The organism is Pseudomonas sp. DNDY-54 (assembly GCF_019880365.1).
GTDB classification, from domain to species: Bacteria; Pseudomonadota; Gammaproteobacteria; order Pseudomonadales; family Pseudomonadaceae; genus Stutzerimonas; species Stutzerimonas stutzeri_P.
The window spans coordinates 1861743-1888071 of record NZ_CP082271.1 but is presented as its reverse complement, the minus strand read 5'-3'; the positions used below and the strand labels follow the sequence as shown (position 1 = coordinate 1888071).

Annotated in this window: 26 protein-coding genes and 1 tRNA gene; 17 read left to right on the top strand and 10 right to left on the bottom strand. The window is 59.5% G+C overall.

Translation table 11 applies throughout. The features are described from left to right. Positions 1 to 39: 39 nt before the first annotated feature. Positions 40 to 1179, top strand: coding sequence for a cyclohexanecarboxyl-CoA dehydrogenase (gene aliB / locus K4O48_RS08900; protein WP_222911653.1), 1140 nt, complete (start codon positions 40 to 42; stop codon positions 1177 to 1179). 41 nt (positions 1180 to 1220) lie between these two features. Next, complete coding sequence (locus K4O48_RS08895; RefSeq protein WP_222911652.1) at positions 1221 to 1718, top strand: MarR family winged helix-turn-helix transcriptional regulator; 498 nt, start codon at positions 1221 to 1223, stop codon at positions 1716 to 1718. A gap of 39 nt (positions 1719 to 1757) precedes the next feature. Here K4O48_RS08895 and K4O48_RS08890 read toward each other — a convergent pair whose 3' ends face one another. From K4O48_RS08890 to K4O48_RS08880, 3 genes are all read right to left on the bottom strand, one after another. Continuing rightward, a complete protein-coding gene (locus tag K4O48_RS08890) occupies positions 1758 to 2945 on the bottom strand; it encodes an MFS transporter (protein WP_222911651.1) in 1188 nt (395 codons plus the stop codon). 170 nt (positions 2946 to 3115) lie between these two features. Then, positions 3116 to 4021, bottom strand: a complete 906-nt coding sequence (gene yedA, locus K4O48_RS08885; RefSeq protein WP_222911650.1) for a drug/metabolite exporter YedA — start codon at positions 4019 to 4021, stop codon at positions 3116 to 3118. A gap of 115 nt (positions 4022 to 4136) precedes the next feature. Next, positions 4137 to 5366 (bottom strand): Xaa-Pro peptidase family protein, encoded by a 1230-nt coding sequence (locus tag K4O48_RS08880; protein ID WP_222911649.1) that lies wholly within the window; start codon positions 5364 to 5366, stop codon positions 4137 to 4139. A 162-nt stretch (positions 5367 to 5528) separates the two neighbouring features. On the opposite strand from K4O48_RS08880, the gene K4O48_RS08875 reads away from it, so the two are divergent. From K4O48_RS08875 to K4O48_RS08850, 6 genes are all read left to right on the top strand, one after another. Beyond that, positions 5529 to 6092, top strand: a complete 564-nt coding sequence (locus K4O48_RS08875; protein WP_222911648.1) for a cupin domain-containing protein — start codon at positions 5529 to 5531, stop codon at positions 6090 to 6092. 249 nt (positions 6093 to 6341) lie between these two features. Continuing rightward, a complete protein-coding gene (locus K4O48_RS08870) occupies positions 6342 to 7943 on the top strand; it encodes an ABC transporter substrate-binding protein (RefSeq protein ID WP_222911647.1) in 1602 nt (533 codons plus the stop codon). Positions 7944 to 8121: 178 nt separating this feature from the next. Continuing rightward, complete coding sequence (locus tag K4O48_RS08865) at positions 8122 to 9132, top strand: ABC transporter permease subunit (protein WP_222911646.1); 1011 nt, start codon at positions 8122 to 8124, stop codon at positions 9130 to 9132. Positions 9133 to 9144: 12 nt separating this feature from the next. Next, positions 9145 to 10056 carry an ABC transporter permease subunit gene (locus K4O48_RS08860; protein ID WP_222911645.1) on the top strand — a complete coding sequence of 304 codons (912 nt, stop codon included), beginning with the start codon at positions 9145 to 9147 and terminating at the stop codon, positions 10054 to 10056. Positions 10057 to 10108: 52 nt separating this feature from the next. Next, complete coding sequence (locus K4O48_RS08855) at positions 10109 to 11137, top strand: ABC transporter ATP-binding protein (protein WP_222911644.1); 1029 nt, start codon at positions 10109 to 10111, stop codon at positions 11135 to 11137. Then, a complete protein-coding gene (locus tag K4O48_RS08850; RefSeq protein WP_222911643.1) occupies positions 11127 to 12122 on the top strand; it encodes a peptide ABC transporter ATP-binding protein in 996 nt (331 codons plus the stop codon). Before K4O48_RS08855 ends, K4O48_RS08850 begins: the two co-directional genes overlap by 11 nt. A 123-nt stretch (positions 12123 to 12245) precedes the next feature. Here the strand turns inward: K4O48_RS08850 and K4O48_RS08845 are convergent. After that, positions 12246 to 12335 (bottom strand) — tRNA-Ser (locus K4O48_RS08845). 128 nt (positions 12336 to 12463) lie between these two features. Here K4O48_RS08845 and K4O48_RS08840 point away from each other — a divergent pair. From K4O48_RS08840 to K4O48_RS08810, 7 genes are all read left to right on the top strand, one after another. Further along, positions 12464 to 13132 carry a Bax inhibitor-1/YccA family protein gene (locus K4O48_RS08840; protein WP_122163970.1) on the top strand — a complete coding sequence of 223 codons (669 nt, stop codon included), beginning with the start codon at positions 12464 to 12466 and terminating at the stop codon, positions 13130 to 13132. Between the two features lie 87 nt (positions 13133 to 13219). After that, the gene (tusD, locus tag K4O48_RS08835; RefSeq protein WP_222911642.1) at positions 13220 to 13612 is read left to right on the top strand and encodes a sulfurtransferase complex subunit TusD; all 393 of its coding nucleotides are present in this window, start codon (positions 13220 to 13222) and stop codon (positions 13610 to 13612) included. Further along, positions 13612 to 13971 (top strand): sulfurtransferase complex subunit TusC, encoded by a 360-nt coding sequence (gene tusC, locus K4O48_RS08830; protein ID WP_222911641.1) that lies wholly within the window; start codon positions 13612 to 13614, stop codon positions 13969 to 13971. The genes tusD and tusC overlap by 1 nt, the downstream gene beginning before the upstream one ends. Continuing rightward, positions 13971 to 14273, top strand: coding sequence for a sulfurtransferase complex subunit TusB (gene tusB, locus K4O48_RS08825; RefSeq protein WP_222911640.1), 303 nt, complete (start codon positions 13971 to 13973; stop codon positions 14271 to 14273). The genes tusC and tusB overlap by 1 nt, the downstream gene beginning before the upstream one ends. Continuing rightward, positions 14270 to 14605, top strand: coding sequence for a TusE/DsrC/DsvC family sulfur relay protein (locus K4O48_RS08820; protein WP_222911639.1), 336 nt, complete (start codon positions 14270 to 14272; stop codon positions 14603 to 14605). Before tusB ends, K4O48_RS08820 begins: the two co-directional genes overlap by 4 nt. After that, positions 14602 to 15582, top strand: a complete 981-nt coding sequence (locus tag K4O48_RS08815; protein WP_222911638.1) for a glycosyl transferase family protein — start codon at positions 14602 to 14604, stop codon at positions 15580 to 15582. The genes K4O48_RS08820 and K4O48_RS08815 overlap by 4 nt, the downstream gene beginning before the upstream one ends. A gap of 83 nt (positions 15583 to 15665) precedes the next feature. Further along, the gene (locus tag K4O48_RS08810; protein ID WP_222911637.1) at positions 15666 to 16664 is read left to right on the top strand and encodes a glutathione S-transferase family protein; all 999 of its coding nucleotides are present in this window, start codon (positions 15666 to 15668) and stop codon (positions 16662 to 16664) included. Between the two features lie 30 nt (positions 16665 to 16694). Here the strand turns inward: K4O48_RS08810 and cysG are convergent, their stop codons facing one another. The 6 genes from cysG to ftsK form a co-directional block, all read right to left on the bottom strand. After that, a complete protein-coding gene (cysG, locus tag K4O48_RS08805) occupies positions 16695 to 18092 on the bottom strand; it encodes a siroheme synthase CysG (RefSeq protein ID WP_222911636.1) in 1398 nt (465 codons plus the stop codon). 160 nt (positions 18093 to 18252) lie between these two features. Then, positions 18253 to 19533, bottom strand: a complete 1281-nt coding sequence (serS, locus tag K4O48_RS08800) for a serine--tRNA ligase (protein WP_222911635.1) — start codon at positions 19531 to 19533, stop codon at positions 18253 to 18255. Positions 19534 to 19605: 72 nt separating this feature from the next. Beyond that, on the bottom strand, positions 19606 to 19980 hold the full coding sequence (gene crcB, locus K4O48_RS08795; RefSeq protein ID WP_222911634.1) for a fluoride efflux transporter CrcB: 375 nt from the start codon (positions 19978 to 19980) through the stop codon (positions 19606 to 19608). Next, positions 19977 to 21302 carry a replication-associated recombination protein A gene (locus tag K4O48_RS08790; protein WP_222911633.1) on the bottom strand — a complete coding sequence of 442 codons (1326 nt, stop codon included), beginning with the start codon at positions 21300 to 21302 and terminating at the stop codon, positions 19977 to 19979. The genes crcB and K4O48_RS08790 overlap by 4 nt, the downstream gene beginning before the upstream one ends. Before the next feature lie 73 nt (positions 21303 to 21375). Next, complete coding sequence (lolA, locus tag K4O48_RS08785; protein ID WP_222911632.1) at positions 21376 to 22002, bottom strand: outer membrane lipoprotein chaperone LolA; 627 nt, start codon at positions 22000 to 22002, stop codon at positions 21376 to 21378. A gap of 15 nt (positions 22003 to 22017) precedes the next feature. Continuing rightward, a complete protein-coding gene (gene ftsK, locus K4O48_RS08780; RefSeq protein ID WP_222911631.1) occupies positions 22018 to 24423 on the bottom strand; it encodes a DNA translocase FtsK in 2406 nt (801 codons plus the stop codon). A 214-nt stretch (positions 24424 to 24637) separates the two neighbouring features. On the opposite strand from ftsK, the gene trxB reads away from it, so the two are divergent. Both trxB and aat read left to right on the top strand, forming a co-directional pair. Then, positions 24638 to 25585, top strand: coding sequence for a thioredoxin-disulfide reductase (gene trxB / locus K4O48_RS08775; RefSeq protein ID WP_222911630.1), 948 nt, complete (start codon positions 24638 to 24640; stop codon positions 25583 to 25585). Positions 25586 to 25629: 44 nt separating this feature from the next. Further along, positions 25630 to 26310 (top strand): leucyl/phenylalanyl-tRNA--protein transferase, encoded by a 681-nt coding sequence (gene aat / locus K4O48_RS08770; RefSeq protein ID WP_222911629.1) that lies wholly within the window; start codon positions 25630 to 25632, stop codon positions 26308 to 26310. Positions 26311 to 26329: the final 19 nt, after the last annotated feature.

The window sequence follows — 26329 nt, the reverse complement described above, 5'->3', positions numbered from 1 at the left end:
AGACCGGCTCCTGCCACAGGCTTCTGGCTGGAGAACCCCATGAATTTCGGTTTCAACGAGCATCAAACCGCCATTCGCGACAGCGTGGCACGCTTCAGTGCCGATGTGCTCATGCCCGGCTACCGACGTCGTGAACGCGAAGGATGTATCGAGCGGTCGCTGATCGAGCAGATGGGGGGAATGGGCCTGCTGGGTGGCGAACTGCCGGAGGCGTTCGGCGGCAGCGGTCTGGATTGCGTCACGGCCGGCATCATCATCGAAGAGATCTCCCGCGGCGACTTCAACGTGGGCTACATCCCGTTACTGGCTTCACTCAATGGCCAGATCATCGCGCAGCATGCCGCGCCTGAACTGGCGCGCGAGTGGCTCGGCGAAATCACCGCCGGCCGCAAGGTCGTGTGCATTGCCCTGACCGAACCCAGCGGCGGCTCGGATGCGGCGAACCTACGCCTCAAGGCCGAACACAGCGTCGACGGTTACATCCTCAACGGCGAAAAGACCTCGATTTCTATGGCTGACCAGGCGGACGTGGCGGTGGTGTTTGCCCGCACGGGCACGCAGGAATCGCGCGCCAACGGCATCAGCGCCTTCCTCGTCCCGATGGACTCGCCCGGCATCAGCACCACCCGTTTCGATGATGCCGGCCAGCGCTGCATCGGTCGTGGCTCGATCTTCTTCGACAACGTCCGGGTGCCGGCCAGCCATCGCCTGGGTGATGAGGGCCAGGGCTTCAAGCAGGTCATGCAGGGGTTCGACTACAGCCGCGCGCTGATCGGCCTGCAGTGCCTGGCCACGGCCCAGCAATCGCTGGACGAAACCTGGCAATGGCTGACCGAGCGCGATGCCTTCGGGCAAAAGCTCTCCGCCTTTCAAGGCCTTACGCATCCGCTGGCCGAGTACCAGACCTACGTGCAGGCCGCGCGGCTGCAATGCTATTACGCACTCTGGTTAAAGGATTCAGGGCAGCGCCACAACGCTGAAGCGGCAATGAATAAATGGTGGGGACCAAAACTCGCGTTCGATGTCGTGAAGCAGTGCATGCTTGCCCACGGTCATACAGGCTGGGGCGAGGATCTGCCCTTCTCGCAGCGCATGCGGGACGTGCTGGGGCTGCAGATTGGTGACGGCACGGCGCAGATCATGAAAAATATCATCGCCCGTGAATGCATACCCAGGTAGCGCGTTCCGACTGACTTACCGCCATCCTGCTAGGAATTCCGATGTCCGCGATTGAAACCAAGAGCATTCCCAACCGGCTTTTCTTCCGGTTGTTTCAGACCGGCAACGTGTTGCAGCGGCAAGTGCAGAAAGAGATGGGCATCAGTACCGTGCAGTGGGCGGTGCTCGGCGCGTTGTCCCGTCCAGGCTACGACGAGGGAATCTCCTTTAATCAGCTGACCGAGTATCTGGTGGTCAGCCGCCAGAGCCTGGACGGCGTTCTGAAACGCATGGAGCGCGACGGCCATGTCGAGCGCGTGCCGCATCCCGACGACGGGCGTGCGCGGCTGGTCAGGCTGACCGCGCCGGGACGCACTTACTGGGAAGCGCTGCAGCAGCGGATCCAGGATTTTTATCAGCAGGGCATGAAAGGCTTCAGCTTCGATGACAGCGTCAATTTCCTGCACTACCTGAGCAAGCTGCAGGCTGATCTTGGCAATATTTCGCTTGGGCAGGCAGAACCCACCGGGTCGTCAATGGAGCCTGTAGCGCCGGAGTGAGCTGGCCTGAACGGGAGTGTGCCGCAGTTGCGTCACTGCTCACAGCTGAGTCGCGCGCTCCTGGCGGAGCAACAGCCAGACGATCCCGAGTGCGCCGACCGCTACAGCCGCAGCACCAAGGAAAATGCTCTGCATGCCGATATAAGCGGCCAATAGCCCCATGATTGCGCCCGACAGGCCCAACGACAGGTCGAAGAACATCGCGAAGACGCTGAGGCCCGAGCTGCGGTTGGCGACGCCTACGCGTGACACGACCCCAACCCCCAGCGCTGGATAAAGCAAAGAAAGGCCGCAGCCAGTCAACGCCGAACCAGCCAGAGCGAAGCTCGGCGCCTCTGCCAACCAGAGCAACAGCAGCCCGAATATCTCGACCACCAGGCACACCATCGCCACTGAATAACCGCCCACGCGATTGATCAGATTAGGGAACAACAAGCGCGTCGCGATAAAGGCAAAGGCGAACGCTGTCAGGCACCAGGCCGCACCATCCCAGCCGCGAGCGTTGTAATACAGCGCGATAAAAGCCGTCAGCGTGCCGTAACCGATCGTCGCTAAGGCCAGGCTGATGCCGGGTGGTGCGACCTTCCACAGCACCTTGCCGAACGGTAAGCGCTTGCCCGGATTCAGCGGTGCATCACCGCGCCGCCAGGCCAATGCCAGGCCTGTCGCAGCAAGCGCCATCGTCACGACACCCAGACTCCACAGCCCCAAAGATTGGGTCAGAAACACGCCCAGCGGTGCGCCAATACCGACGCCGCCATACGCCGCCACGCCATTCCAGGAAATCATGCGCGCCGTGCTTTCCGCGCCTAACCGGCTGATGCCCCAGCTGATTGCGGAAATGCCGATCAGGCTCTGAGCGAAGCCGAGAATCACCCGGCTGCCCACCATCACGGCGATACTCGCCATCGGCCAGGATTCCAACAGCGCTGAAGCGAGTAGCAACAGCCCGCTTAGCAAGCCGGACACCATCCCGATCAACACAGTCTTCTTTGCGCCCCGCTCATCCGCAAGCCTTCCGGCAAGCGGGCGACACAGCAAGGTAATGAGGTACTGAGCGCCGATTACGATCCCAGCAACAGCAGTGGTGAACCCGAGATTTTCATGAATAAACCCCGGCAACGAAGCCAGGGGAATTCCGATGGAGATGAACGAAATGAAGTTGAACACCACCAGCGACAGGATGAAAAAAGTGTCGTTTGAAGCCGGTTGTTTCGCAGCAGACATCGGGTCGCCTGTGGAGTGGGGAACGGTAAGGGAGATGCGTTAACCGAGCGTGGCGTCCAGCGCGTGGCATGGACTGACTAGCATTCAGACCTCGAGCCGACTGGTTTGATCACCCCAAGGCAAGTCATCATACAACCGAAAGTAGCTACACGGCAGTTCAGAACAGCGGCTCAGACCGGCTTCGCTGCGGCAGGCGCTTTTGGCCGGCGCCATTGTGGCAACCCGATCAATACCACCGCACTGACGATCACCGTCATCGCCAGCCATTCCTCGGCGCCAATGCGCTCGCCTGCGCAGGTAATGCCCAGCAGTACGGCCACTACAGGATTCACGTAGGCGTAGCTGGTGGCCGCGGCCGGGCGCACGTGTTTGAGCAAGTAGAGATAGGCGCTGAAGGCAACAATGGAGCCGAGCAATGTCAGATAGAGCAACGCAAGCCAGCCTGCCAAGTTCGGCATCTGCTGCAGCCGTTCTCCGCTGATCACGCTACCCAATAGAAGCACGGCGCCGCCGACAAGCATTTGCGCTGCGCTCGCCATTGCGCCGTCGGGCAACCTGAGCTGGCGACTCCACATCGATCCGAGTGCCCAACTTGCGGCCGCGAGCAATACGATCACCGCGCCCAGCGGGCTGGCCTGCAGGTTATGCCCGAGGTTGAGCAAGCCGATGCCGGCCAGTCCCAACAGGATTCCGCCCCACTCCAGCCCCGCGGTTCGCTGGCCCCAGATCAAGCCGAACAGCAACGCAAAAAGCGGCACCGTTGCAATCGCCAACGCCGCCACCGCCGACGCAACCCCGAGGTGCTCGGCGACGGTCACCCCGCCATTCCCACAACTGAGCAGAAGAAAACCTACGATGGCGCACGATCGCCATTCCTCTGCGGTGGGCATTGGCACACCGCGCAAGCGCAGCCAGGCAAACATCAGGCTACCGGCAATGAGAAACCGCAGCCCTGCCAGCAGCATAGGCGGCCACGCCTGGACGCCAAGCTTGATCACGAAGTAGGTTGAACCCCAGATCAAATAGAGCGCAAGAAAAGCGCCAACGAGCAGCAACGGAAAGCGGCGCGAAGACATGAGACAAGCCCGAAAGCAGGAAATGGATCAGTCATTCTAGGCAGGCCGCGAAAGCGGCGATAAGCACAGTCGGCGATTTGTTCGCCGGTGCAGTTCTTCGCATCGTCTCCGTTAATCACGCATCCAGACCAAAGGGGTCGTCAATACTGTGGCTTGGTTGGGTAAACCAGCGCGGGCCGCCCTCGGTCATGTAGAAATGATCTTCCAGACGCACGCCGAATTCGCCGGGCACACAGATCATCGGTTCGTTGCTGAAACACATCCCCACGTCCAGTGGTGTTTGATCACCTCGTACCAGGTAGGGGCCCTCGTGTATCTCCAGTCCAATCCCGTGACCGGTGCGGTGCGGCAGGCCCGGCAGCTGATAGCCGGGACCAAGGCCACACGCCTCGAGCGAGCTTCGTGCGGCTTCATCCACTTCTTCGCAACGGGCACCCAATTGCGCAGCTGCAAAGGCGGCGAGCTGAGCCTCCTTCTCGAAATTCCAGATGGCTCGCTGATGCTCGTTCGGTTCGCCAAAGACATAACTGCGCGTGATGTCCGACAGGTAGCTATGAACGCGGCAGCCGGTGTCGATCAGCACCATGTCGCCACGTTTAAGCGTCTGAGGGTACTTCACCCCATGGGGAAACGCGCTCGCCTGGCCGAACAGAACGATGCAGAACGTCGACCCTGACGCGCCGACCACCCGATGCGCTTTCTCGATGAACTGGACTACTTCGGTCGTGCTGATGCCCTCTTGCAGAATGCTCGCAGCCGCTTTGTGCACTTCCAACGTCAGGTTTTTCGCCCGCTGCATCAGGGCAATTTCGGCCGTGGATTTACGCTGACGGCAGTGGCTCGTCACTGCACTCGCATCAGTGAACGCGTAACCGGTGTTGAGCAGACGCAAGCCATCGAACATAAAAAATGGCAACGACGGGCACAGGCCAATACACGGGCGCAAGCTGGTGTTGGGTTTGATGCCCATACGGCGCAGGCAGTCCAACAGCAGACGATAGGGACTCTCGTGCTCCTGCCAGCCGTTGACGGGACCTTCCACGACCATGAAATCGCGAATGGTGCCCTCCTCGAACGCCGGCGCCAGGTATTCGAGCGCACCCTTTGCGGGCAGGATTGCACCAACCATGCGCTCACTCGGGTTCCAACGTACCCCCGTGAAGTACTCCAGATTGGCGCCCGCACTGAGGAACATCGCATCGAGCCCCAGTTGCGCCATGCGCCGTTGGGCTTTCTCGATACGCGCGGTGTATTCAGCAAGGGATATCGGCTCGACACCATTCAGCATGTTGCTCAGACGTCCCAACGCCTCTTCCTGACTGCTACCGCCGACGCCGATGGTCATGCCTGTTCCCCTGTTGAACGAAAACCCAGCCGAATTTAAGTACAGCTTAATTTCTCAAGCAAAACTTTTTTTTCAAAGTCACCGTGAAATGCCAGAGGCGAGGCTGGCGTGACGCTACAGAGCTGGCCGTATACTGGCCTTCATTTGACGAGGCAGACATCCATGACAGTTGATCGCATCGGCGAACGTTTGCGCCGCCACAGGCGTGCTGCGAACAAGACCCTAAGCCAGGTGGCACAGGAATCGGGACTGACGGCGAGCTTTCTCTCCCAGGCCGAGCGCAACCTCACGGGCATCTCGATTTCGTCCTTGGCAAACATCGCAAAATCGCTCGGCGTACCGCTCAATTCCCTGTTTGACCAACCCAGCCAGGCTCAACCCGATTCTCATCAGGGCGAGCGAGTGCGCTATACCATCGAGGGCCAGCCATTGGCCTACGAGCGCTTGTCCACGAGCTTTCCCGGCAATCTGCTCAACGCTGTCAAGGTGACAATGCCAGTGGGATACCAGTCCGAGCTCATCGCCCATGAGGGGGCTGAATTCGCCTATGTACTCTCCGGCAGAATCGTCTACACCGTGGACGGTCGCGACTATCCGCTATCGAGCGGAGATTCCATCCATTTCGATGCGGGCAAACCGCATCACCTGGCAAATGTAGGCGACCAGATCGCTGAAGTCCTTACCGTGACAACCATGGGCCTGTTCGACGATCTGGCCACTCGCTAGCTGGCACCTCTATTGCTTGGCCTCGTCAGTTGAAGCACTTCTTCCGAATTTAGCAGCGCTTAATTTCGGTTGACCGTGTTTTCAGCATGACTTAATTTCGAGGCAGGCTAGGCTGGTCTCTACGGAGCCGGCTGCCAACAGTGTTCTGCGCCGAGCGGGCAACCCCTGACGGCGACACCGGCGTGCAGTGAGCCACTGTTCGGTCCACGAGACCAACCCTCGATGAACATAAAAAAGAATGAGGTTTGCATGCGAAACAACACATCCATTAGAGCGCTGCTCGCCGCGGGCTTGATCCTCGGCTCCCCCCTCAGCTTCGCCGCCAGCAACCTGGTCTATTGCTCCGAAGGCAGCCCCGCCGGTTTCGATCCCGGCCAGTACACCACCGGCACCGACTTCGACGCTGCTTCGGAAACCGTCTTCAACCGTCTTGCCCAATTCGAGCGAGGCGGCACCCGCGCCCTCCCCGCGTTGGCGACCAAGTGGGACGTCAGCGATGACGGCCTCACCTATACCTTTCATCTGCGCCCCGGTGTTCAGTTCCACACCACTGATTACTTCACGCCCAGCCGTGAGTTTAATGCCGACGATGTGCTTTTTACCTTCGAACGAATGCTCGACAAAGGGCATCCTTTCCGCAAGGCGTACCCCAGCGAATTCCCCTACTTCGTTGATATGGGCATGGACAAGAACATCACCAAGGTCGAGAAGCTTGATGATCTGACCGTGCGCTTCACCCTGAATCATGTGGACGCGGCGTTCATTCAAAACCTGGCAATGAACTTCGCGGCGATCCATTCTGCTGAGTACGCGGATCAGTTGCTCCAAGCTGGGCAAGCCGACCAGATCAACCAGAAGCCGATCGGCACCGGCCCGTTCGTCTTCAGTCGCTATCAGAAGGACGCGCAGATCCGCTTCAAAGGCAACAAGGACTACTGGAATCCAGAGGATGTGAAGATCGACAACCTGATCTTCGCGATCACCACCGATGCGTCGGTACGTGCGCAGAAGCTGCGCGCCGGTGAGTGCCAGATCACGCTCAACCCGCGCCCGGCGGATATTGAAGCGCTGCAGAAAGATCCCAACATCGACGTACCGAGCCAACCCGGCTTTAACCTCGGTTATATCGCCTACAACGTTGAGCATGAGCCACTGGGCAAGCTTGAGGTGCGCAAGGCGTTGGACATGGCGATCGACAAGAAGTCCATCATCGAGGCCGTCTATCAGGGAGCCGGCCAATTGGCTGTGAACGCCCTTCCTCCCACTCAGTGGTCTTACGACGAAAGCATCAAGGGCACTGAGCACAACCCGGAAAAAGCGCGCGAGCTGCTTAAACAGGCTGGCATTGAGGAAGGCACCGAAATCACCCTATGGGCAATGCCGGTGCAGCGCCCGTACAACCCCAACGCCAAGCTGATGGCTCAGATGATCCAGTCCGACTGGGCCAAGATCGGGATCAAGGCCCGCATCGTCAGTTACGAATGGGGCGAGTACATCAAGCGTGGCCATGCGGGCGAACACGACGCCATGCTGATCGGCTGGACCGGGGACAATGGCGACCCGGACAACTGGATGAACACCCTGTATGGCTGCGATGCGGTAAATGGCAACAACTGGTCCAGATGGTGCGACGCTGAATACGACAAGGTGGTCAAGGACGCTAAGCGCATCACCGATCAGGGTGAGCGCACCGAGCTTTACAAAAAGGCCCAGGCGATCATCCAGCAGCAGCTGCCGATCACACCCATCGCGCACTCAACCGTCTACCAGCCAATGCGCAATAGCGTCGAGGGCTTCGAAATCAGTCCGTTCGGCCGCAACTCCTTCTACGGCGTAGAAAACAAGCGCTGATGCAGACGACGCCAGGCGAGCATCACGCTCGCCTGGCACGTCGGCATCAGACGCTTCCAATGCGCAAATTTTGCACAACCCGACGTCGATATAAGGCGGTCAGTTACCAGGTTGTGTACGCCGTTCCAAGTGGCTGCGCGCACGGTGCAGCCGCGGCTTGACCAGGAGTTTTGCCACCATGTTCAGCTTCATAGCCCGCCGAGTGGGTCTGCTGATTCCGACCTTTTTTGGAATCACGCTGCTCACCTTTGCCCTGATTCGCATGATTCCGGGTGACCCGGTGGAAGTGATGATGGGAGAGCGCAAAGTCGATCCGGAAATGCATGCGCAGGCCATGGAGCGGCTGGGTTTGAACAAGCCGCTCTACCTGCAGTATTTCGACTATATCGGCAATCTGGTGCAAGGCGATCTTGGCGAGTCGCTGCGTACCCGCACCAGCGTCTGGAAAGAATTCACCACCCTGTTTCCCGCCACACTGGAGCTCGCACTCGCTGCGCTCATCATCGCCGGCGTGCTCGGGGTGCTCGCGGGTGTAGTGGCGGCATTGAAACGCGGCTCGTTGTTCGACCATGGCGTCATGGGCGTGTCGCTGGTCGGGTATTCGATGCCGATCTTCTGGTGGGGTCTGATCCTCATCATGTTCTTTTCGGTCGGCCTCGGCTGGACGCCCGTTTCGGGACGTATCGACCTGCTCTACGACGTCCCGCCGGTGACCGGCTTCATGCTGATCGACACCCTGCTAAGCGGTGAAGAAGGCGCCTTTCTGGATGCCCTTCACCACATGATCCTCCCTGCGGTTGTGCTGGCGACGATTCCTCTGGCGGTTATCGCGCGCATGACGCGCTCAGCCATGCTCGAGGTATTGCGCGAAGATTATGTACGTACCGCGCGGGCAAAGGGCCTTTCCCCCAATCGCGTGGTATTCGTGCATGGCCTGCGCAATGCGTTGATCCCGGTACTGACGGTATTTGGTCTGCAGATTGGCACCCTGCTGGCCGGGGCCGTGCTGACCGAAACCATCTTTTCCTGGCCGGGCATCGGCAAGTGGCTGATTGAATCCATTGGCGCACGCGATTATCCAGTGGTGCAGAACGGCATCCTGCTGGTCGCCTGCCTGGTCATCCTGGTCAATTTCACCGTGGACATTCTCTACGGCCTGGCCAATCCCCGTATTCGCCACCAGCGTTAAGGAGGTCGAGGCATGAACAGCATCGAGACCCTGCCGGCCGCTGAGCCAGCAACCTATTACCCGTCGCCGCTGGGTGAATTCTGGACGGCTTTTCGCCGCAATAAGGGCGCGCTGGGCGGCCTGATCTTCATGCTGCTGCTGATCGCCTGCGCGGTGTTCGCTCCGGCATTGGCGCCGTACAACCCTACCGAACAGTTCCGTGACTTCCTGCTTACGCCTCCTGCCTGGCAGGACGACGGAACCTCGCAATTCCTACTGGGCACCGATGAATTGGGTAGGGACATGCTCTCGCGCCTGATCCACGGCGCCCGTCTTTCCCTCCTGATCGGCCTGGCCTCGGTGGTCTTCTCCCTGGTGCCTGGGATCCTGCTCGGTCTGCTTGCAGGCTTCTCCCCGACGCGGCTCGGCCCGTTCATCATGCGCCTGATGGACATCATGCTGGCGCTGCCTTCGTTGCTGTTGGCGGTGGCGATCGTGGCGATTCTCGGCCCAGGCCTGATCAATACCATCTTCGCCATCGCCATCGTCTCCCTGCCCTCCTACGTGCGGCTGACCCGCGCAGCGGTGATGACCGAGCTCAACCGCGACTACGTGACAGCCTCGAAACTGGCCGGCGCCGGCACCTTGCGCTTGATGTTCATCAGCGTACTGCCGAACTGCATGGCGCCGCTGATCGTCCAGGCCACGCTGAGTTTTTCCTCGGCGATTCTCGATGCCGCCGCGCTGGGTTTTCTCGGCCTTGGCGTGCAGCCGCCTACACCCGAGTGGGGCACGATGCTGGCCTCGGCACGCGATTACATCGAGCGCGCCTGGTGGGTCGTATCCCTTCCTGGCTTGGCGATTCTGCTCAGCGTTCTGGCGATCAACCTGTTCGGCGACGGCCTGCGCGACGCGCTTGACCCGAAATTGAAGAACGCCGCATGAGGAACCCATCGATGCCAGATCAACGCTTTACCCAAGCGAGGGACAATCGCTCATGAGCCTCCTCGAAATTCAGAACCTGTCGGTACGTTTCGGAGACGATGGCGCACCGCCCGTGGTCGACGGGCTCGATCTCAATGTAGACAAAGGTGAAGTGCTGGCAATCGTCGGTGAGTCGGGCTCCGGCAAATCGGTCACCATGATGGCGCTGATGGGGCTGGTCGATGCTCCGGGAAAAGTGACGGCCGACCGCCTTCAGTTTGCTGGTCAGGACTTGCTGACACTCAAGGGGCGCCAACGGCGGCGGCTGATCGGCAAGGACTTGGCTATGGTCTTCCAGGACCCGATGACGGCGCTCAATCCCAGCTACACCGTGGGCTTTCAGATCGAGGAAGTGCTGCGCCAGCATCTGGGCCTCAAGGGCAAAGCCGCTCGGCAGCGCGCGCTCGAGCTGCTCGAACGGGTGGAAATCCCCGGTGCCGCCAGCCGTCTGGACGCCTTCCCTCATCAGCTTTCCGGCGGCATGAGCCAGCGGGTGGCCATCGCCATGGCTATCGCAGGCGAGCCACAGCTGTTGATCGCCGACGAGCCGACCACGGCACTCGACGTGACCATCCAGGCGCAGATCATGGATCTGCTGCTGAGCTTGCAGCGCGACCAGAACATGGCGCTCATCCTGATCACCCACGACCTGGCCGTAGTGGCTGAAACGGCTCAGCGCGTCTGCGTGATGTATGCGGGCCAGGCGGTCGAAACCGGGCGAGTGCCACAGCTGTTCGACACGCCCGCGCATCCCTACACCGAGGCGCTGCTGGCGTCGATCCCTGAGCATTCCAATAGCCGTCGGCTGGCGACACTGCCTGGCATCGTACCGGGCCGATACGACCGTCCCGCTGGATGTCTGCTATCCCCGCGCTGCCCCTATGCGCAGCCGCGTTGTCAGGAGCGACCAGCGCTGGAGCCCTATGACCGCGGCGAAGTGCGCTGCTTTTTTCCACGCAACGTGTTGCCTGGCGAGACACCCGAGGTGCTGCCGGAAGCGCAACGTAAGAGCCAGCCGCCGGGAGATCGCCATGTCTACTGAGTCATCGAGCGGAAGTGTGCTGTCCGCACGCGAGCTGACCCGCCACTACGACATCTCGCGCGGACTTTTCAAACCAAATGCCACCGTACGGGCCCTCAACGGCGTCTCGTTCGAGCTGCAAGCCGGCGAAACGCTCGCGGTCGTCGGTGAGTCTGGCTGCGGCAAGTCGACCCTGGCCCGTGCACTGACGCTGATCGAAGAGCCGACGTCCGGCTCGCTGCAGATAGCAGGGCAGGAAGTCGCCGGCGCCAACAAGGCCCAGCGTAAACAGCTGCGCCGCGATGTGCAGATGGTGTTCCAGAACCCCTACGCTTCATTGAACCCGCGGCAGAAGATCGGCGACCAGTTGGCCGAGCCTTTGGTAATCAACACCGGGCTGTCGCGCAGCGAACGGCGTGAGCGCGTGCAGGCGATGATGCAACAGGTCGGGCTGCGCCCTGAGCACTACCAGCGCTACCCACACATGTTCTCAGGAGGCCAACGGCAGCGGATCGCCCTGGCTCGCGCGATGATGCTCAATCCCAAAGTCCTAATCGCGGATGAGCCGACATCGGCGCTGGACGTGTCGATTCAGGCACAGGTTCTGAACCTGTTCATGGATCTGCAGGAGCAGTTCAACGCTGGCTATGTGTTCATCTCCCACGATCTAGCCGTGGTTCGTCACGTCGCGGACAAGGTATTGGTGATGTATTTCGGCAGCCCAATGGAAATGGGCCCGGCTGAACTGATCTACACCCGACCGCTACACCCTTACACCCAGGTGCTGCTGGCCGCCACGCCAAGCATCCGACCTGACTCGTCTAAGCCGAAGATCAAGGTCAGCGGCGAACTGCCCAACCCACTCGACCCGCCGACTGGCTGTGTCTTTCACACCCGGTGTCCGCACGCCACAGAACGCTGCAGCGCAGAAGTCCCGGTGTTCCGGCCGCTGGACGGGCGGCTGGTTTCCTGTCATTACGCTGAAACCGTAGGCGATCGAAACTGAACTGAGCGGGGCTCATTTCAGCCAGATGCATGGCCGAGGAAAGGCAAGCAGCACAGGCCAGCTTCTTTCTGGCCCGGCAGAAACGCAAAAGGCCCCGGAATACGGGGCCTTCAGTATGCGATATGGCGGAGGAGGTGAGATTCGAACTCACGGAAGAGTTTCCCCTTCGACGGTTTTCAAGACCGTTGCATTCAACCGCTCTGCCACTCCTCCGCAGAGAGCGGGCGCCATAGTACCCGAACGAAACACACTGTCAAACTCTGTTGTTAGGACGAAACAAAAGTCCTGTTATGATCCGGGGCAATTCACCTTAGGCTGAATACATTTACAGGAGTGTCGCCATGCTCAAGCAACAGTACGCACCTACGCATACGCAGGTTGAACAAAAGGAAGTCAGCCGTGTTCTGCGTAACACCTACGGCCTGTTGGCCATCACCTTGGGCTTCAGTGCCTTTGTCGCCTACATGGCGATGCAGGCCAACGCAGCCTACCCCAACATCTTCGTGGTGCTGGTCGGCTTTTACGGTCTGTTCTTCCTGACCGTCAAGCTGCGCAACTCGGCGTGGGGCCTGCTTTCCACCTTCGCCCTGACCGGCTTCATGGGCTATACGCTCGGGCCGATCCTGAACATGTACCTGGGCACCGCTAATGGCGGGCAGCTGATCGCCTCGGCGCTGTCGATGACCGCTCTGGTGTTCTTCGGTTTGTCCGCGTTCGTGCTGATCACCCGCAAGGACATGAGCTTCCTCAGCGGCTTCATCACCGCCGGGTTCTTCGTCCTGCTGGGCGCCATGGTTGCGAGCTTCTTCTTTCAGATCAGCGGTTTGCAACTGGCAATCAGTGCCGGCTTCGTGCTCTTCTCGTCGGTCTGCATCCTCTACCAGACCAGCGCGATCATTCACGGTGGCGAGCGTAACTACATCATGGCCACCATCGGCCTGTATGTATCGATCTACAACCTGTTCATCAGCCTGCTGCAGCTGATGGGCATCATGGGCGGCGACGACTGATAGCTGCTCTGCTATCAAGCCCGCTTCGGCGGGCTTTTTCGTTTCTGAAGCTGGCGTATCATGTCGGCAGTTACGACACGGTGACCCATGAAGTTCGCAATCGCTCTGTTCTCGCCCGCCCACTCCCCTGCTTCACGCCGCGCGTTGCGCTTCTGCGAGGCAGTGCTTGCCGGGGGGCACGAAATCGTCCGGCTGTTCCTCTATCAGGACGGCGTGCATAGCGCCTCGGCGAATACCGTGGCGGCGCAGGATGAACAGGACATTGCCGAGCAGTGGCGTCAGCTCGTCAGTCGTCACCAGCTCGATGGTGTGGTCTGCATCGCCGCTGGCCTACGCCGTGGCGTACTGGATGAGCAGGAAGCCAAACGCTACCAGCGCCCTGCTGCGAACCTTGCTACGGGTTGGGAGCTATCCGGCCTCGGGCAGTTGCATGAAGCCAGCCAGCAAGCGGATCGCTTGGTCTGCTTCGGAGGTCACTGATGGCGCACTCGATGCTCATCATCACGCGGCAGTCGCCCTGGTCCGGCCCATCGGCACGTGAGGCGCTGGACATCGCTCTGGCCGGAGGCGCTTTCGAACTGCCGCTCGGGCTGTTGTTCCTCGATGACGGCGTGTTTCAGCTGGTCCCTGAGCAGCATGCCACTCGCTTGCAGCAGAAAGACCTGACCGCGAACCTGCAAGCGCTGCCCATGTTCGGCGTCGACTCTCTGTTTGCCGCCAAACGCAGCCTCAACGAGCGCGGACTGGACGGAGCCGAGCTTTCTCTTCCAGTGGAGCTGTTGGACGATCTCGATGTCAGCGCTCTCATCAACCGCTACAACCATGTGATCACGCTCTGATGGCAACCCTGCACCTTCTTTCCCACTCCCCGTTTTCGGATAGCCGTCTGTCTAGCTGCCTGCGCCTGCTAACTACAGACGATGCCCTGTTGCTCTCTGGCGATGCGGTCTATGCGCTGCAGGACGGCACTGCACAGCGGCACGCGCTGGAGCTGATGCCGGAGAGCATCGCACTGTTCGCGCTGGAAGAAGACGTTGCTACGCGAAATATAAATCCTCTGCCGCCGCGCCTGCAGCAAGTCGACTACACGGGCTTCGTCGAACTCTGCTGCCGTTACGACCGGACCAATTCCTGGCTATGAATATGTTGCATGTCGATGGCACGAGCGTTGCTGTGGATCAGGAAGGGTTCCTGGTTGATCTCAACGATTGGAGCGAACCCGTTGCCGAGGCTTTGGCTGACGCGGAAGGCTTGACACTCCAGGCCGAACACTGGGAAGTCCTGAGGGTGTTGCGCGAGTTCTATCAAGAGTTTCAGCTGTCTCCAGCTACACGCCCGCTAATCAAGTACACGGCGCTGAAACTCGGCCCGGAAAAGGGCAACAGCATGCACCTGAACCGCCTATTCAAAGGCACCCCGGCCAAGCTTGCAGCAAAGCTGGCGGGGCTGCCCAAACCGAGCAATTGCATATGAGCGTCGTGACACCTGCTGAACACCCGTTCGCCGTCTTCGTCCGCATCCTGGGCAAGGGTAAACGCGGCGCCCGTGACCTTACCCGTGAAGAAGCGCGCGAAGCCATGGGCATGCTCCTCGACGGCAAAGCGGAAGATACACAGCTCGGCGCCTTTCTCATGCTGCTGCGGCATAAGGAAGAAAGTGCCGAAGAACTGGCAGGTTTCACCGAAGCCGTGCGTGAACGCCTGAAGCCACCATCCATAGCGGTGGATATTGACTGGCCAACCTACGCCGGCAAAAAGCGTCACTTGCCCTGGTATCTGCTTGCTGCGAAATGCTTGGCGCAAAACGGCATTCGTATCCTCATGCATGGCGGTGGGGCGCACACCGCTGGGCGCATGTACACCGAGCAGCAGCTTGAGCTATTAGGTATCGCGCGTTGTAGCGATTGGACTGAAACAGCCAGCGCTTTGGACAGGGATCAACTCGCTTTCATGCCTCTCGGTGCCTGGATGCCGGGGCTACAGCGGATGATCGACCAGCGCAATGTACTCGGCTTGCGCTCTCCCATTCATTCGCTGGCACGCATTCTCAACCCCTTGGGCGCGCGCTGCGGCCTGCAGAGTATTTTCCATCCGGGATACCAGGCCAATCATCGGGAAGCCAGCCGGCTGCTCGGTGATACGTCGATTGTCATCAAAGGCGAAGGTGGTGAAGTCGAAGTCAATCCCGATGGCGTCGCGCATCTCTACGGCACCCAGGGCGGCGAATCATGGGACGAGGACTGGCCTGCCCTCTCGCCACATCGTCACGTCAAGCCTTCACAACTCGACCCGCAACACCTGTTGGCGGTCTGGCGAGGCGCTGACGATGCGTACGGCGAACTGGCAGTAGTTGCGACCATGGCGCTCGCTCTTAAAGGGCTTGGGCAGTCACGCGACGCAGCGTTCGCGCAAGCGCAAACCTACTGGGCCCAACGCAATGTATCGATATGAGTGATTGGTTTGACCGGCCTTTATGACTGATTCATCGAACCGAGGCACCTACACTCTCTCCAATCGAAATAGTGGAGGTGGGTATGGGACTTCTGGTCGACGGGCAGTGGCAAGATCGCTGGTATGAAAACAGCAACGACGGTGAGTTTCAGCGAGAACAGGCGCAGCGGCGTGACTGGGTCACAGCTGACGGGTCACCTGGACCCGAAGGTCGCCGAGCCGTCAAAGCCGAAGCGGGACGCTATCACCTGTACGTCTCGCTGGCCTGCCCCTGGGCACACCGGACCCTGATCTATCGCAAGCTCAAAAAGCTCGAGCCGTTGATCGATGTTTCAGTCGTCAGCTGGTTGATGGCTGAACATGGCTGGACATTCGATCAATCGACCGGATCGACTGGCGATGCGCTGGATGGTCTGGGCTATCTACACGAGCGCTACACCGCCGACGACTCTGCATACACCGGTCGCGTGACGGTTCCGGTGCTATGGGACAAACAGGAACGCCGCATCGTCAACAACGAATCGGCCGAGCTGATCCGCATTTTCAACAGCGCATTCGATGAACTGACTGGGTCAACCCTCGACCTGTATCCGAAGCCGCTGAGGGCAGAAATCGACAGCCTCAACGAGCGCATCTACCCGAAGGTGAACAACGGGGTATACCGTGCCGGGTTCGCCTCGACGCAGAAAGCCTATGAGTCGGCGTTTGACGAACTGTTCGGTGAGCTGGACTGGCTGGAGCAGCGACTGAGTGACCATCGCTATCTGGCAGGCGAATACCTGACCGAGGCGGACTGGCGGCTATTCACCACGATCATTCGCTTCGATGCCGTCTATCACGGGCACTTCAAGTGCAACCTGCGGCGAATCGAAGACTTTCCCAACCTATCGAATTGGCTGCGCGAACTCTATCAGTGGACGGGGATCGCCGAGACGGTCGACTTCACTCATATCAAGCACCACTACTACGCCAGCCATCGCCACATCAATGCCAATGGCATCGTCCCCAAGGGGCCGGAGCTGCTACTGAGCCGTGAACATGATCGCGAGCGACTGCCCGGTAAAGGCATCTGGTCGAGGTGACAGAGTGCGACCAGCCTGGCAGACCCTAGATCACCTGTCGCGATTCTGGGCGCCTTCAAACCAGGCGAGCTTCTCCCGCAACTTCACCACCTCGCCAACGATAACCAAGGTCGGAGCCTGTACCTGCTCACTGGCCACGCGCTCGGCCAGATTATCAAGCGTTCCAGTGAACACCCGTTGATTTGTCGTCGTGCCTTGCTGGACCAGCGCGGCGGGCGTATCAGCGGATCGGCCGTGTGCAATCAGCTGTTGGCAGATTACCGGTAAGCCCACCAACCCCATGTAGAAAACCAGCGTCTGGCTGGGCGCGACCAGTTCTGACCAGGGCAGGTCGCAGCTGCCGTCTTTAAGATGGCCGGTTACGAAACGCACCGACTGGGCATGGTCTCGATGCGTCAGGGGGATGCCTGCATAGGCCGCGCAACCACTGGCAGCGGTAATGCCCGGCACGACCTGAAACGGGACGTCGTTCGCCGCCAGCTCTTCGATTTCCTCCCCACCGCGCCCGAAGATGAAAGGATCGCCGCCCTTGAGTCGCAGCACGCGCTTACCTTCCTTGGCCAGCGTCACCAGTAATTGGTTGATCTGCTCCTGCGGAACTGCGTGAGCCGCGCGCTGTTTACCCACATAGATTCGATCGGCATCACGTCGGCACAGGTCGAGGATGGCAGGCGCCACCAGACGGTCGTAGAGCACGACATCGGCCTGCTGCATCAGGCGCAGCGCGCGAAAGGTCAATAGATCAGGGTCACCCGGCCCGGCACCGACCAGATACACCTCACCGAGGCTTTTAGGCTCTGCACCGGACAGTTTTTCCACCAGCAGCCGCTCGGCCTCTTGCTGCTGGCCTGCCAAGGCGCGCTCGGCGACATCGCCCTGAAAAACCTCTTCCCAGAACACTCGACGTTGCTGCACGTTCGGCAGCTTAGCCTTGACCTGACTTCGAAATTTTTTGGCAAGCCCTGCCAGTTGGCCATATACAGCCGGAACCCACGTTTCGATACGAGCGCGCATCAGACGCGCCAGAACCGGCGCATCGCCACCGCTGGACACGGCAATCATCAGCGGCGAGCGATCTACGATTGCGGGAAAAATGACGGTGCATAGCTCAGGGGAGTCCACCACGTTCACCGGCATGCCAAGTGCTTTGGCATCCTCAGACACTTGGGCATTCAGTGGCTCATCATCGGTAGCGGCGATCGCCAGCACACAACCGACCAGGTCGTCGCGAACATAGCCGCGTACCACCGACCGTCCTCCGCCCCGCTTCACCAGTTCGACGAGCTGCGGCTCGATCTCAGGCGCCACGACTCGTAGCACCGCGCCGGCTTCAGAAAGCAGGCGCGCCTTGCGTAGGGCGATCTCACCGCCGCCGACAACCAGCACCGTGCGGCCTTTGAGATTATGGAACAGAGGCAGAAAATCCATCAGCAGACCCTGGTGACCAAGAAAGATTGTGTCATCTCACCCATTACGCGAGAGCGGGCCCTTGTCGGTGATCAAGGAGTCGAGAGAGTACTGGCAAGAGCTCGACATAGCGGCCACCACCACAACGGTTTCCCGCTCTACCCGTTAACCTCGCGTGACCTCAACCGATGATCTCGATCCCGCCCATATAGGGTTTCAATACGTCCGGCACCTGAATGCTGCCGTCCGGCTGCTGATAGTTTTCCAGAACGGCTACCAAGGTCCGCCCGACCGCCAGGCCAGAACCGTTGAGCGTATGCACCAGCTCTGGTTTTCCGGTTTCCGGGTTACGGAAGCGCGCCTGCATGCGACGTGCCTGGAAATCGCCACAGTTGGAGCAAGAGGAGATTTCTCGGTACTTATCCTGGCTCGGCACCCAGACCTCGAGGTCGTAGGTCTTGGTTGCACCAAAACCCATGTCACCCGTGCAGAGTGCCAGCACGCGATAGGGCAAGCCCAACAACTGCAGGACCTTCTCGGCGTTCGCTGTAAGCCCTTCAAGCGCCTCGAATGACTGGCTCGGCTCGACGATCTGCACCATCTCGACCTTGTCGAACTGATGCTGGCGGATCATGCCGCGTGTGTCGCGCCCAGAAGCGCCCGCTTCGCTGCGAAAGCATGGTGTATGTGCGACGAACTTCAGTGGAAGCTGCTTGGCATCGAGGATCTCGCCGGCGACGATGTTGGTCAGCGATACCTCGGCAGTCGGGATCAGGTAGAGGTCAGCTTCGTTCTCACGGCTGATCTTGAACAGATCTTCCTCGAACTTGGGCAGCTGGCCCGTACCTTGTAGCGCCGGCGCCTGAACCAGGTACGGCGTATATGCCTCCTCATAGCCATGCTCACGGGTATGCAAATCGAGCATGAATTGCGCCAGCGCACGATGCAGACGAGCAATCGGCCCACGCATCAGCGCGAAACGTGCACCAGACAACTTGGCGGCCGTTTCAAAATCCAGCCAGCCATGCTGCTCGCCAAGCGCCACATGATCCTTAATGTCGAAATCAAACGCCTTCGGTGTACCCCAGCGACGCACTTCGACGTTGTCGTCTTCGCTTTTACCTACAGGAACAGATTCGTCCGGCAGGTTAGGCAGGCTGAGCATCAGCTCGTCCAGCTCAGCCTGGATACCTTCCAGCTCGACTTTGCCAGCATCCAGTTCGGACGCCATACGGTCCACGTCAGCGAGCAACGGCGCGATGTTTTCGCCTCGTTGCTTGGCCTGACCGATGGACTTCGAGCGAGCGTTGCGCTCGGCTTGCAGCTGCTCGGTACGCGTCTGCACGGATTTGCGCTGAGCTTCCAACGCTTCGATACGCGCGACGTCCAGCTGGTAGCCGCGAGTAGCCAAGCGGTCGGCGACGTCTTGCAGCTGTGTGCGTACCAGTTTCGAATCAAGCATGGTGGGTCTCGTCTGTGAAAGCTTTGAGGAATGGCCAAGAGGTAGCGGAGTTTACTGTGATCGCGGCCAGGTTCATAACCTGCCTAGTGCTAGCCCGGCCCAGGCCGCCAACAGCCCGCCGAGCACGCTTATGCTGATATAGCCGAAGGTTGTCGCGAGCTGCCCACTTTCGAGAAGCCGCAACCCATCAAGCGAAAAACTCGAGAAGGTGGTCAAGGCACCCAGGAAACCGATGATCAGCCCCCCACGCCATTCAGGCGATATATCTGGGCGCACCAGGAAAGTCGCATACAAATAGCCGATTAGGAGACAACCCAGCAGATTGACGCCCATCGTGGCCAGGTAAAAGTGCTTTGGCCAGTTCGCCGATACCCAGCTAGCGACGCCGAAGCGAATCAGCGTACCGGCCAAGCCACCCGCAGCGACCGCCAATATCATCCGGATCAAGGCTTTCTCCTTTTCCGAGGGCTTTCCCGGTCGAGCCGTGCCAGATGATCCAGCTTGTCGCGAATCTTGCTTTCCAGTCCGCGAGGCACCGGCTGATAGTATTTTCGTGGTGCCATCGCCTCCGGGAAGTAATCTTCCCCCGCTGCATAGGCATCGGGCTCGTCATGGGCGTAGCGGTACTCGTTGCCATAACCCAGCTCTTTCATCAGCCGGGTCGGTGCGTTTCGCAGGTGCAGCGGGACCTCCTCCGAGCCACTCTCTCGCACATCGCGCATCGCTTCATTGAACGCACTATAAACGGCGTTGCTCTTGGGCGCGCACGCGAGATAGACAATAGCTTGCGCGACTGCCAGCTCACCTTCAGGGCTGCCGAGCCGCTCCTGAACATCCCAAGCAGACAGACACAACCCCATTGCACGAGGGTCGGCGTTACCCACCTCCTCACTGGCCATCCGCACAACACGGCGTGCGATGTAGAGTGGATCGCAACCACCGTCGATCATCCGTGCAAACCAGTACAGCGCGGCATCAGGATTAGAGCCTCGAACAGACTTATGCAGCGCGGATATCTGATCGTAGAAGGCTTCACCACCCTTATCGAAACGTCTACGGCTATCACCCAACAAATCCTGCAGCAGCTCGATACTGATCTCGCCGCCCTCTTCCGCCAAGTCCGACGCGTTCTCCAGGAGATTGAGTAACCGTCGGCCGTCACCATCGGCAGCTGCCATCAGCATTTGAAAGCTCTCGTCGGGCAGGCTCAGGTGCAGATCTCCAAGTCCCTTTGATTCAGTCAACGCACGGTTGACCAGCTTGCGCAGCGCGGTCTCGTCGAGGCTCTTGAGCACGTAGACGCGGGCTCGCGAAAGCAAGGCATTGTTCAGTTCGAACGAGGGGTTTTCAGTGGTGGCGCCGATAAAGATCAACGTGCCGTCTTCAACGTACGGAAGAAATGCATCCTGTTGGGACTTGTTGAATCGGTGAACCTCATCGACAAAGAGGATCGTGCGACGCCCGTACTGGGCGGCCTGCTGCTTTGCAATCTCAACCGCCTGACGGATCTCTTTAACGCCGGCAAGCACAGCCGACACCGTCTCGAAATGAGCGTCGGAGACTTTTGCCAGTAGCCGTGCCAACGTGGTTTTGCCGACGCCAGGCGGCCCCCAGAACACCATCGAATGCAACGCGCCCTGTTCCAACGCCTCGCGCAGTGGCTTACCGCGCGCCAGCAGGTGCTCCTGCCCGACATACTCGTCGAGGCTGGCAGCACGCAGACGCGCCGCTAACGGCTGGGCGACAGGATCGCGACTGAACAGATCCATCGCGGACCGGACCTCTTATGCAAACGGCCTGCAGGAAAGCAGGCCGTATCAGTGACGTGAGTAAAGACGCCGATCACTCGGAAATGACGTCGGTTCCCTCTGGAATTTCAAACGTGAACAGATCGGCCTTGAGTGGCTCGTTCAGTCGGACGCCCTGGAACAGGATATTGGTGCGCTGGCCGACACCATCAACCATCTGCATGTCGTTGATGATGTCGCCACGGAAGGATAAGCGCAGGGTATCGAACAAGGTGTCCTTAGCCTTAGGCGTCAAGGTGAAATCGACGACCTCGCCCGCTTGCTGATGCGAGACATTGAAGTTCTCGCTAATAGCCGAGACGTCACCCGAGAGCAAAAGAGCCGGCGTGTGGGTCAGCCGCTGGTCGAGCGTCTGGATGGTCACCTGCTCGAGATCCGGATCGTACAGCCAGACCTTTTTGCCATTGGAAATTAGCAGCTGCTCCATTGGTTCGTCGGTATGCCAGCGGAACTGACCCGGGCGTTTCAGAGCCATCTCACCGGACGTCTCCTGTAGCTGGGTGCCAGTACCGTCAAGTGAAAGCTGAGAAAAACGACCGGTCAGTGTTTCAGCCTTCTGCAGTAAGCCGGTCAGACGCTTTACAGAAGCGGCCTGATCGGCGTGAGCCGGCACCAAAGCGAATAACAGAGCGGATGCAAACAACGCACGAATCAACTGCATGGAGCCCTCGGCGACTTAGTCGCGGGTAGGAGGCGGCGCGAGTACTTCCCGCGAGCCGTTGGTATTCATTGAAGTGACAACGCCGGCCATCTCCATGGATTCGATCATCCGCGCGGCGCGGTTGTAACCAATCTTTAGCTTGCGCTGAACCGCCGAGATCGATGCGCGGCGGCTTTCAGTGACAAAGCGTACGGCTTCGTCGTAAAGCGGATCATCCTCGCTGTCTTCACCGCTGTCACCGCCACCACTACCACCATCGAAGCCGCTGCCGGACTCCTCTACCCCCACTAGAATTTCTTCGATGTAGTCCGGCGCCCCCCGGGCTTTCCAGGCCTCCACGACGCGATGCACCTCTTCGTCGGACACAAAGGCGCCGTGTACGCGAATCGGCAGGCCAGTACCCGGCGGGAGATACAGCATGTCACCGTGGCCAAGCAATTGCTCGGCGCCGCCCTGATCTAGGATGGTGCGTGAATCGATCTTGCTTGAAACCTGAAAGGCCATACGAGTCGGAATGTTGGCCTTGATCAAGCCGGTGATCACGTCCACCGATGGCCGCTGGGTGGCGAGAATCAGGTGGATGCCCGCGGCCCGTGCTTTCTGGGCGATTCGGGCAATCAGCTCTTCGACCTTTTTGCCGACAATCATCATCATGTCAGCGAACTCGTCGACCACGACTACGATGGTCGGCAGCTTCTTCAGCAACGGTGCTTCGTCATCCATGCTTTCACGGCGGTACAGCGGGTCAGTGAGTGGCGTACCGGCCTCCTCCGCTTCCTTCACCTTGCGATTGAAGCCCGCAAGGTTACGCACGCCCATGGCCGCCATTAGCTTGTAGCGACGCTCCATCTCGGCAACGCTCCAACGCAACGCGTTGGCCGCTTCCTTCATGTCGGTCACGACCGGGCACAGCAGATGCGGAATGCCTTCGTAGATCGACAGCTCCAGCATTTTCGGGTCGATCATGATCAGCCGCGCATCTTCCGGCGTGGACTTGAACAAGATCGACAAAATCATCGCGTTAACACCGACAGACTTACCTGAGCCGGTCGTACCGGCAACCAGCAGGTGAGGCATCTTCGCCAGGTCGGCGATCACCGGCTTGCCGCCGATATCATGGCCGAGCGCAATGGTGACGGGTGATTTGGCATCGTCATAGGGCGCAGACGACAACACCTCCGAGAACCGTACGATTTGACGATCCTCGTTGGGAATCTCAATGCCGACCGTGGTCTTGCCAGGGATTACCTCCACCACACGGACGCTTATGACAGCCAGCGAACGAGCCAGGTCCTTAGCCAGATTAGAGATACGGCTAACCTTGACGCCGGCAGCAGGCTGGATCTCGAAGCGGGTGATGACTGGGCCAGGATGGACAGACTCGACGATGACCTCGACGCCAAATTCCTTCAGCTTGATTTCCAGCAGCCGTGACATGGCTTCCAGGGATTCGGGCGAGTACTGCTTCTGCTGTTTTTCTGCAACGTCCAACAGGGACAAGGGCGGAACACTGCCTTCGATCAGCGGGTCGACGAACAGATTGGCCTGCTTTTCCTTTAGGGCACGCTTGCTCTGCTCGATCGGCTTCGGCGGTGCAGCCGGAGGTATAACCGGGGCAGGACGCCTCTCACGTTCGCTCATGTGTTTGCTTAACGACTCTTCACGCTCAAGAAGTCGCTCCCTCACCTTCACACGCTCACGGCGATCCGATAGCGAGCCCGCGACGTCGTTGACCACGTCATCCGCTTCACGCAACTGCGCGACAATTTGCTTACGCTCGTTGCGGGCGGACCACCAGCGACTGAAGAGACTCTGAATCAGCTCGATCAGATCAAGGGTAATTTTGCCCGTCAGGTCCATCACCTTGAACCAGGACAGATCAGTGAACACGGTCAGACCGAACAGGAAGAAGGCCAGCAGCAGCAACGTGCTGCCCTGGACATTAAGCGCCGCCTCGGCGAGTTGACCAAGGCTTTCCCCCAGCGCACCGCCCGCCGAAGCAGGCAAGTTATTGGCGAACTGAAAGTGTATATACGCCAGTGCAGAGCCGGACAGAATGAGAAAAACGAGCCCGATCAACCGCCACGAAAACAGCCAACCGTTCCAGGTCCAAGGCTGATGCCTCGCACGGAATACTTGCCACGTTTTGATGCCCAGCAGCAATGGAAACAGGTAGGCAAAATACCCAAGCGCCATGAACAACACATCAGCGAACCAGGCACCGGCGCGGCCGGCGGCGTTCTGGACCTGCTGAACGTTACTGGTATGAGTCCAGCCAGGATCAGCCGGATCATAGGTGAGCAATGCCATCCAGAGGTAAGCGCACAGCGCGCCTAGCGCAATTAATGCGCCCTCTTTGAGACGGTAGTGCAATTGCTGTCGCCAGACGGAAGCTGGCGCGGTAGAGGAAGTATTCTTCAAAACGCTTTATTTCCTGCGCCGTAGGCGCGCTCTATTAACCGTATTCAACTAGAAAATTAGACATTGTACGGGTTTGTCGATTTGATGCCATGCCGGTTCCGCGCCGGCTTGGGCTTTTCCCGAGGCTTCGGTGTAGCATAAACGCCAGTTTTTTCTATGCGGCTCGACTGGAGCACGCTTCTCTATTCGCAACAAAGGCTTATGAGGGCTTTTTATGAATGAAGTCAAGCATTCACGTCTGATCATCCTCGGCTCGGGCCCGGCCGGCTATACCGCCGCGGTATACGCTGCCCGCGCCAACCTCAAACCACTGATGATCACTGGCATCCAGCCGGGCGGCCAGCTCACCACGACCACGGAAGTGGACAATTGGCCAGGCGACGTTGAAGGGCTGACCGGCCCAGCGCTGATGGAGCGTATGCAGAAGCATGCTGAGCGCTTCGATACCGAGGTCGTGTTCGACCACATCCATACCGCGGAACTGCAGCAGCGCCCGTTCGTCCTTAAGGGTGACAGTGCTACTTACAGCTGCGACGCACTGATTATCGCAACGGGAGCCTCGGCGCAGTACCTCGGGCTGCCATCGGAAGAGGCGTTTGCCGGGCGCGGCGTTTCCGCCTGCGCCACCTGTGACGGCTTCTTCTATCGTAACCAAGTGGTTGCGGTGATCGGGGGCGGCAATACAGCCGTTGAGGAAGCGCTCTATCTGTCGAACATCGCCAAAGAAGTGCACCTGATCCATCGCCGCGACAAGCTGCGCTCCGAGAAGATCCTGCAAGACAAGATCATGGAGAAGGCGGCCAACGGCAACATTAGGCTGCACTGGAACCACACCTTGGAAGAAGTGCTGGGCGACGCAAGCGGCGTCACCGGCGTACGCCTGAAGAGCACGCTGTCGGGCGAACAACAGAAGCTGGAGCTATCGGGCGTCTTCATCGCCATCGGCCACAAGCCCAATACTGACTTGTTCCAGGGGCAGCTTGAAATGAAAGACGGCTACCTCAAGATCAAGGGCGGCAGCGAGGGAGACGCCACCTGCACCACAATCCCTGGCGTATTTGCAGCCGGCGACGTGGCCGATCACGTGTATCGCCAAGCCATCACATCTGCCGGCGCAGGCTGCATGGCTGCACTCGACGCAGAAAAGTATCTGGATCAGTAAATCCACTTCGGGGCGAGCTAACGCCCCTTTTTAGACCGATCAATATGCTGACCTGGCTACAGCGCGACGAACTGTCTTTTCCCCCGCTGGAAAAGGCAATGCGCGAACCCAACGGGCTACTGGCCGCGGGAGGCGACTTGTCCCCCGAGCGCCTATTGGCGGCGTACCGCCATGGCTGCTTTCCCTGGTATCAGGATGGGCAGCCGTTACTTTGGTGGTCACCGGACCCGCGGACAGTGCTTTACCCGGATGAGCTGCACGTTTCGCGGAGCCTGCAAAAGAAGCTGCGCCAGCGATTATTCATCATTACCTTCGACCAGGCTTTTCAAGACGTAATTGCAGGCTGCGCAGGACCTCGCGCCTATACCGACGGCACATGGATTACCACGCCGATGCGGGACGCTTATCTGAAGCTGCATCAGCTTGGCATTGCCCACTCTGTTGAGGTCTGGCAAGACGAACAATTGGTCGGAGGTCTCTATGGTCTCGCAATGGGTCGACTATTCTTTGGCGAGTCGATGTTCAGTCGTATGACCGATGCGTCCAAAGTGGCATTCGTAACACTAGTGGAACGTCTCCGCGACTGGGGATTCCAACTCATTGACTGCCAGATGCCAACGCAACACTTGGCCAGTTTCGGCGCGCGGGCCATCCCCCGACAGGTCTTCGCCGACACCCTTGCAAGGTATCTGGATGAACCCAGCTCAGCCCGATGGGAGTCCTAGTCGACGAAGTCAAGCTGAC

Bases quoted from the DNA above. Each gene is read 5' to 3' on its own strand.
- K4O48_RS08855 (WP_222911644.1), top strand. From the start codon at position 10,109: ATGAGCCTCCTCGAAATTCAGAACCTGTCGGTACGTTTCGGAGACGAT.
- aliB (WP_222911653.1), top strand. From the start codon at position 40: ATGAATTTCGGTTTCAACGAGCATCAAACCGCCATTCGCGACAGCGTG.
- K4O48_RS08865 (WP_222911646.1), top strand. From the start codon at position 8,122: ATGTTCAGCTTCATAGCCCGCCGAGTGGGTCTGCTGATTCCGACCTTT.
- trxB (WP_222911630.1), top strand. From the start codon at position 24,638: ATGAATGAAGTCAAGCATTCACGTCTGATCATCCTCGGCTCGGGCCCG.
- K4O48_RS08850 (WP_222911643.1), top strand. From the start codon at position 11,127: ATGTCTACTGAGTCATCGAGCGGAAGTGTGCTGTCCGCACGCGAGCTG.
- K4O48_RS08870 (WP_222911647.1), top strand. From the start codon at position 6,342: ATGCGAAACAACACATCCATTAGAGCGCTGCTCGCCGCGGGCTTGATC.
- K4O48_RS08890 (WP_222911651.1), bottom strand. From the start codon at position 2,945: ATGTCTGCTGCGAAACAACCGGCTTCAAACGACACTTTTTTCATCCTG.
- aat (WP_222911629.1), top strand. From the start codon at position 25,630: ATGCTGACCTGGCTACAGCGCGACGAACTGTCTTTTCCCCCGCTGGAA.
- K4O48_RS08875 (WP_222911648.1), top strand. From the start codon at position 5,529: ATGACAGTTGATCGCATCGGCGAACGTTTGCGCCGCCACAGGCGTGCT.
- serS (WP_222911635.1), bottom strand. From the start codon at position 19,533: ATGCTTGATTCGAAACTGGTACGCACACAGCTGCAAGACGTCGCCGAC.
- K4O48_RS08815 (WP_222911638.1), top strand. From the start codon at position 14,602: ATGAGCGTCGTGACACCTGCTGAACACCCGTTCGCCGTCTTCGTCCGC.
- tusD (WP_222911642.1), top strand. From the start codon at position 13,220: ATGAAGTTCGCAATCGCTCTGTTCTCGCCCGCCCACTCCCCTGCTTCA.
- K4O48_RS08810 (WP_222911637.1), top strand. From the start codon at position 15,666: ATGGGACTTCTGGTCGACGGGCAGTGGCAAGATCGCTGGTATGAAAAC.
- K4O48_RS08790 (WP_222911633.1), bottom strand. From the start codon at position 21,302: ATGGATCTGTTCAGTCGCGATCCTGTCGCCCAGCCGTTAGCGGCGCGT.
- K4O48_RS08820 (WP_222911639.1), top strand. From the start codon at position 14,270: ATGAATATGTTGCATGTCGATGGCACGAGCGTTGCTGTGGATCAGGAA.
- tusC (WP_222911641.1), top strand. From the start codon at position 13,612: ATGGCGCACTCGATGCTCATCATCACGCGGCAGTCGCCCTGGTCCGGC.
- K4O48_RS08840 (WP_122163970.1), top strand. From the start codon at position 12,464: ATGCTCAAGCAACAGTACGCACCTACGCATACGCAGGTTGAACAAAAG.
- cysG (WP_222911636.1), bottom strand. From the start codon at position 18,092: ATGGATTTTCTGCCTCTGTTCCATAATCTCAAAGGCCGCACGGTGCTG.
- lolA (WP_222911632.1), bottom strand. From the start codon at position 22,002: ATGCAGTTGATTCGTGCGTTGTTTGCATCCGCTCTGTTATTCGCTTTG.
- K4O48_RS08860 (WP_222911645.1), top strand. From the start codon at position 9,145: ATGAACAGCATCGAGACCCTGCCGGCCGCTGAGCCAGCAACCTATTAC.
- K4O48_RS08895 (WP_222911652.1), top strand. From the start codon at position 1,221: ATGTCCGCGATTGAAACCAAGAGCATTCCCAACCGGCTTTTCTTCCGG.
- tusB (WP_222911640.1), top strand. From the start codon at position 13,971: ATGGCAACCCTGCACCTTCTTTCCCACTCCCCGTTTTCGGATAGCCGT.
- yedA (WP_222911650.1), bottom strand. From the start codon at position 4,021: ATGTCTTCGCGCCGCTTTCCGTTGCTGCTCGTTGGCGCTTTTCTTGCG.
- K4O48_RS08880 (WP_222911649.1), bottom strand. From the start codon at position 5,366: ATGACCATCGGCGTCGGCGGTAGCAGTCAGGAAGAGGCGTTGGGACGT.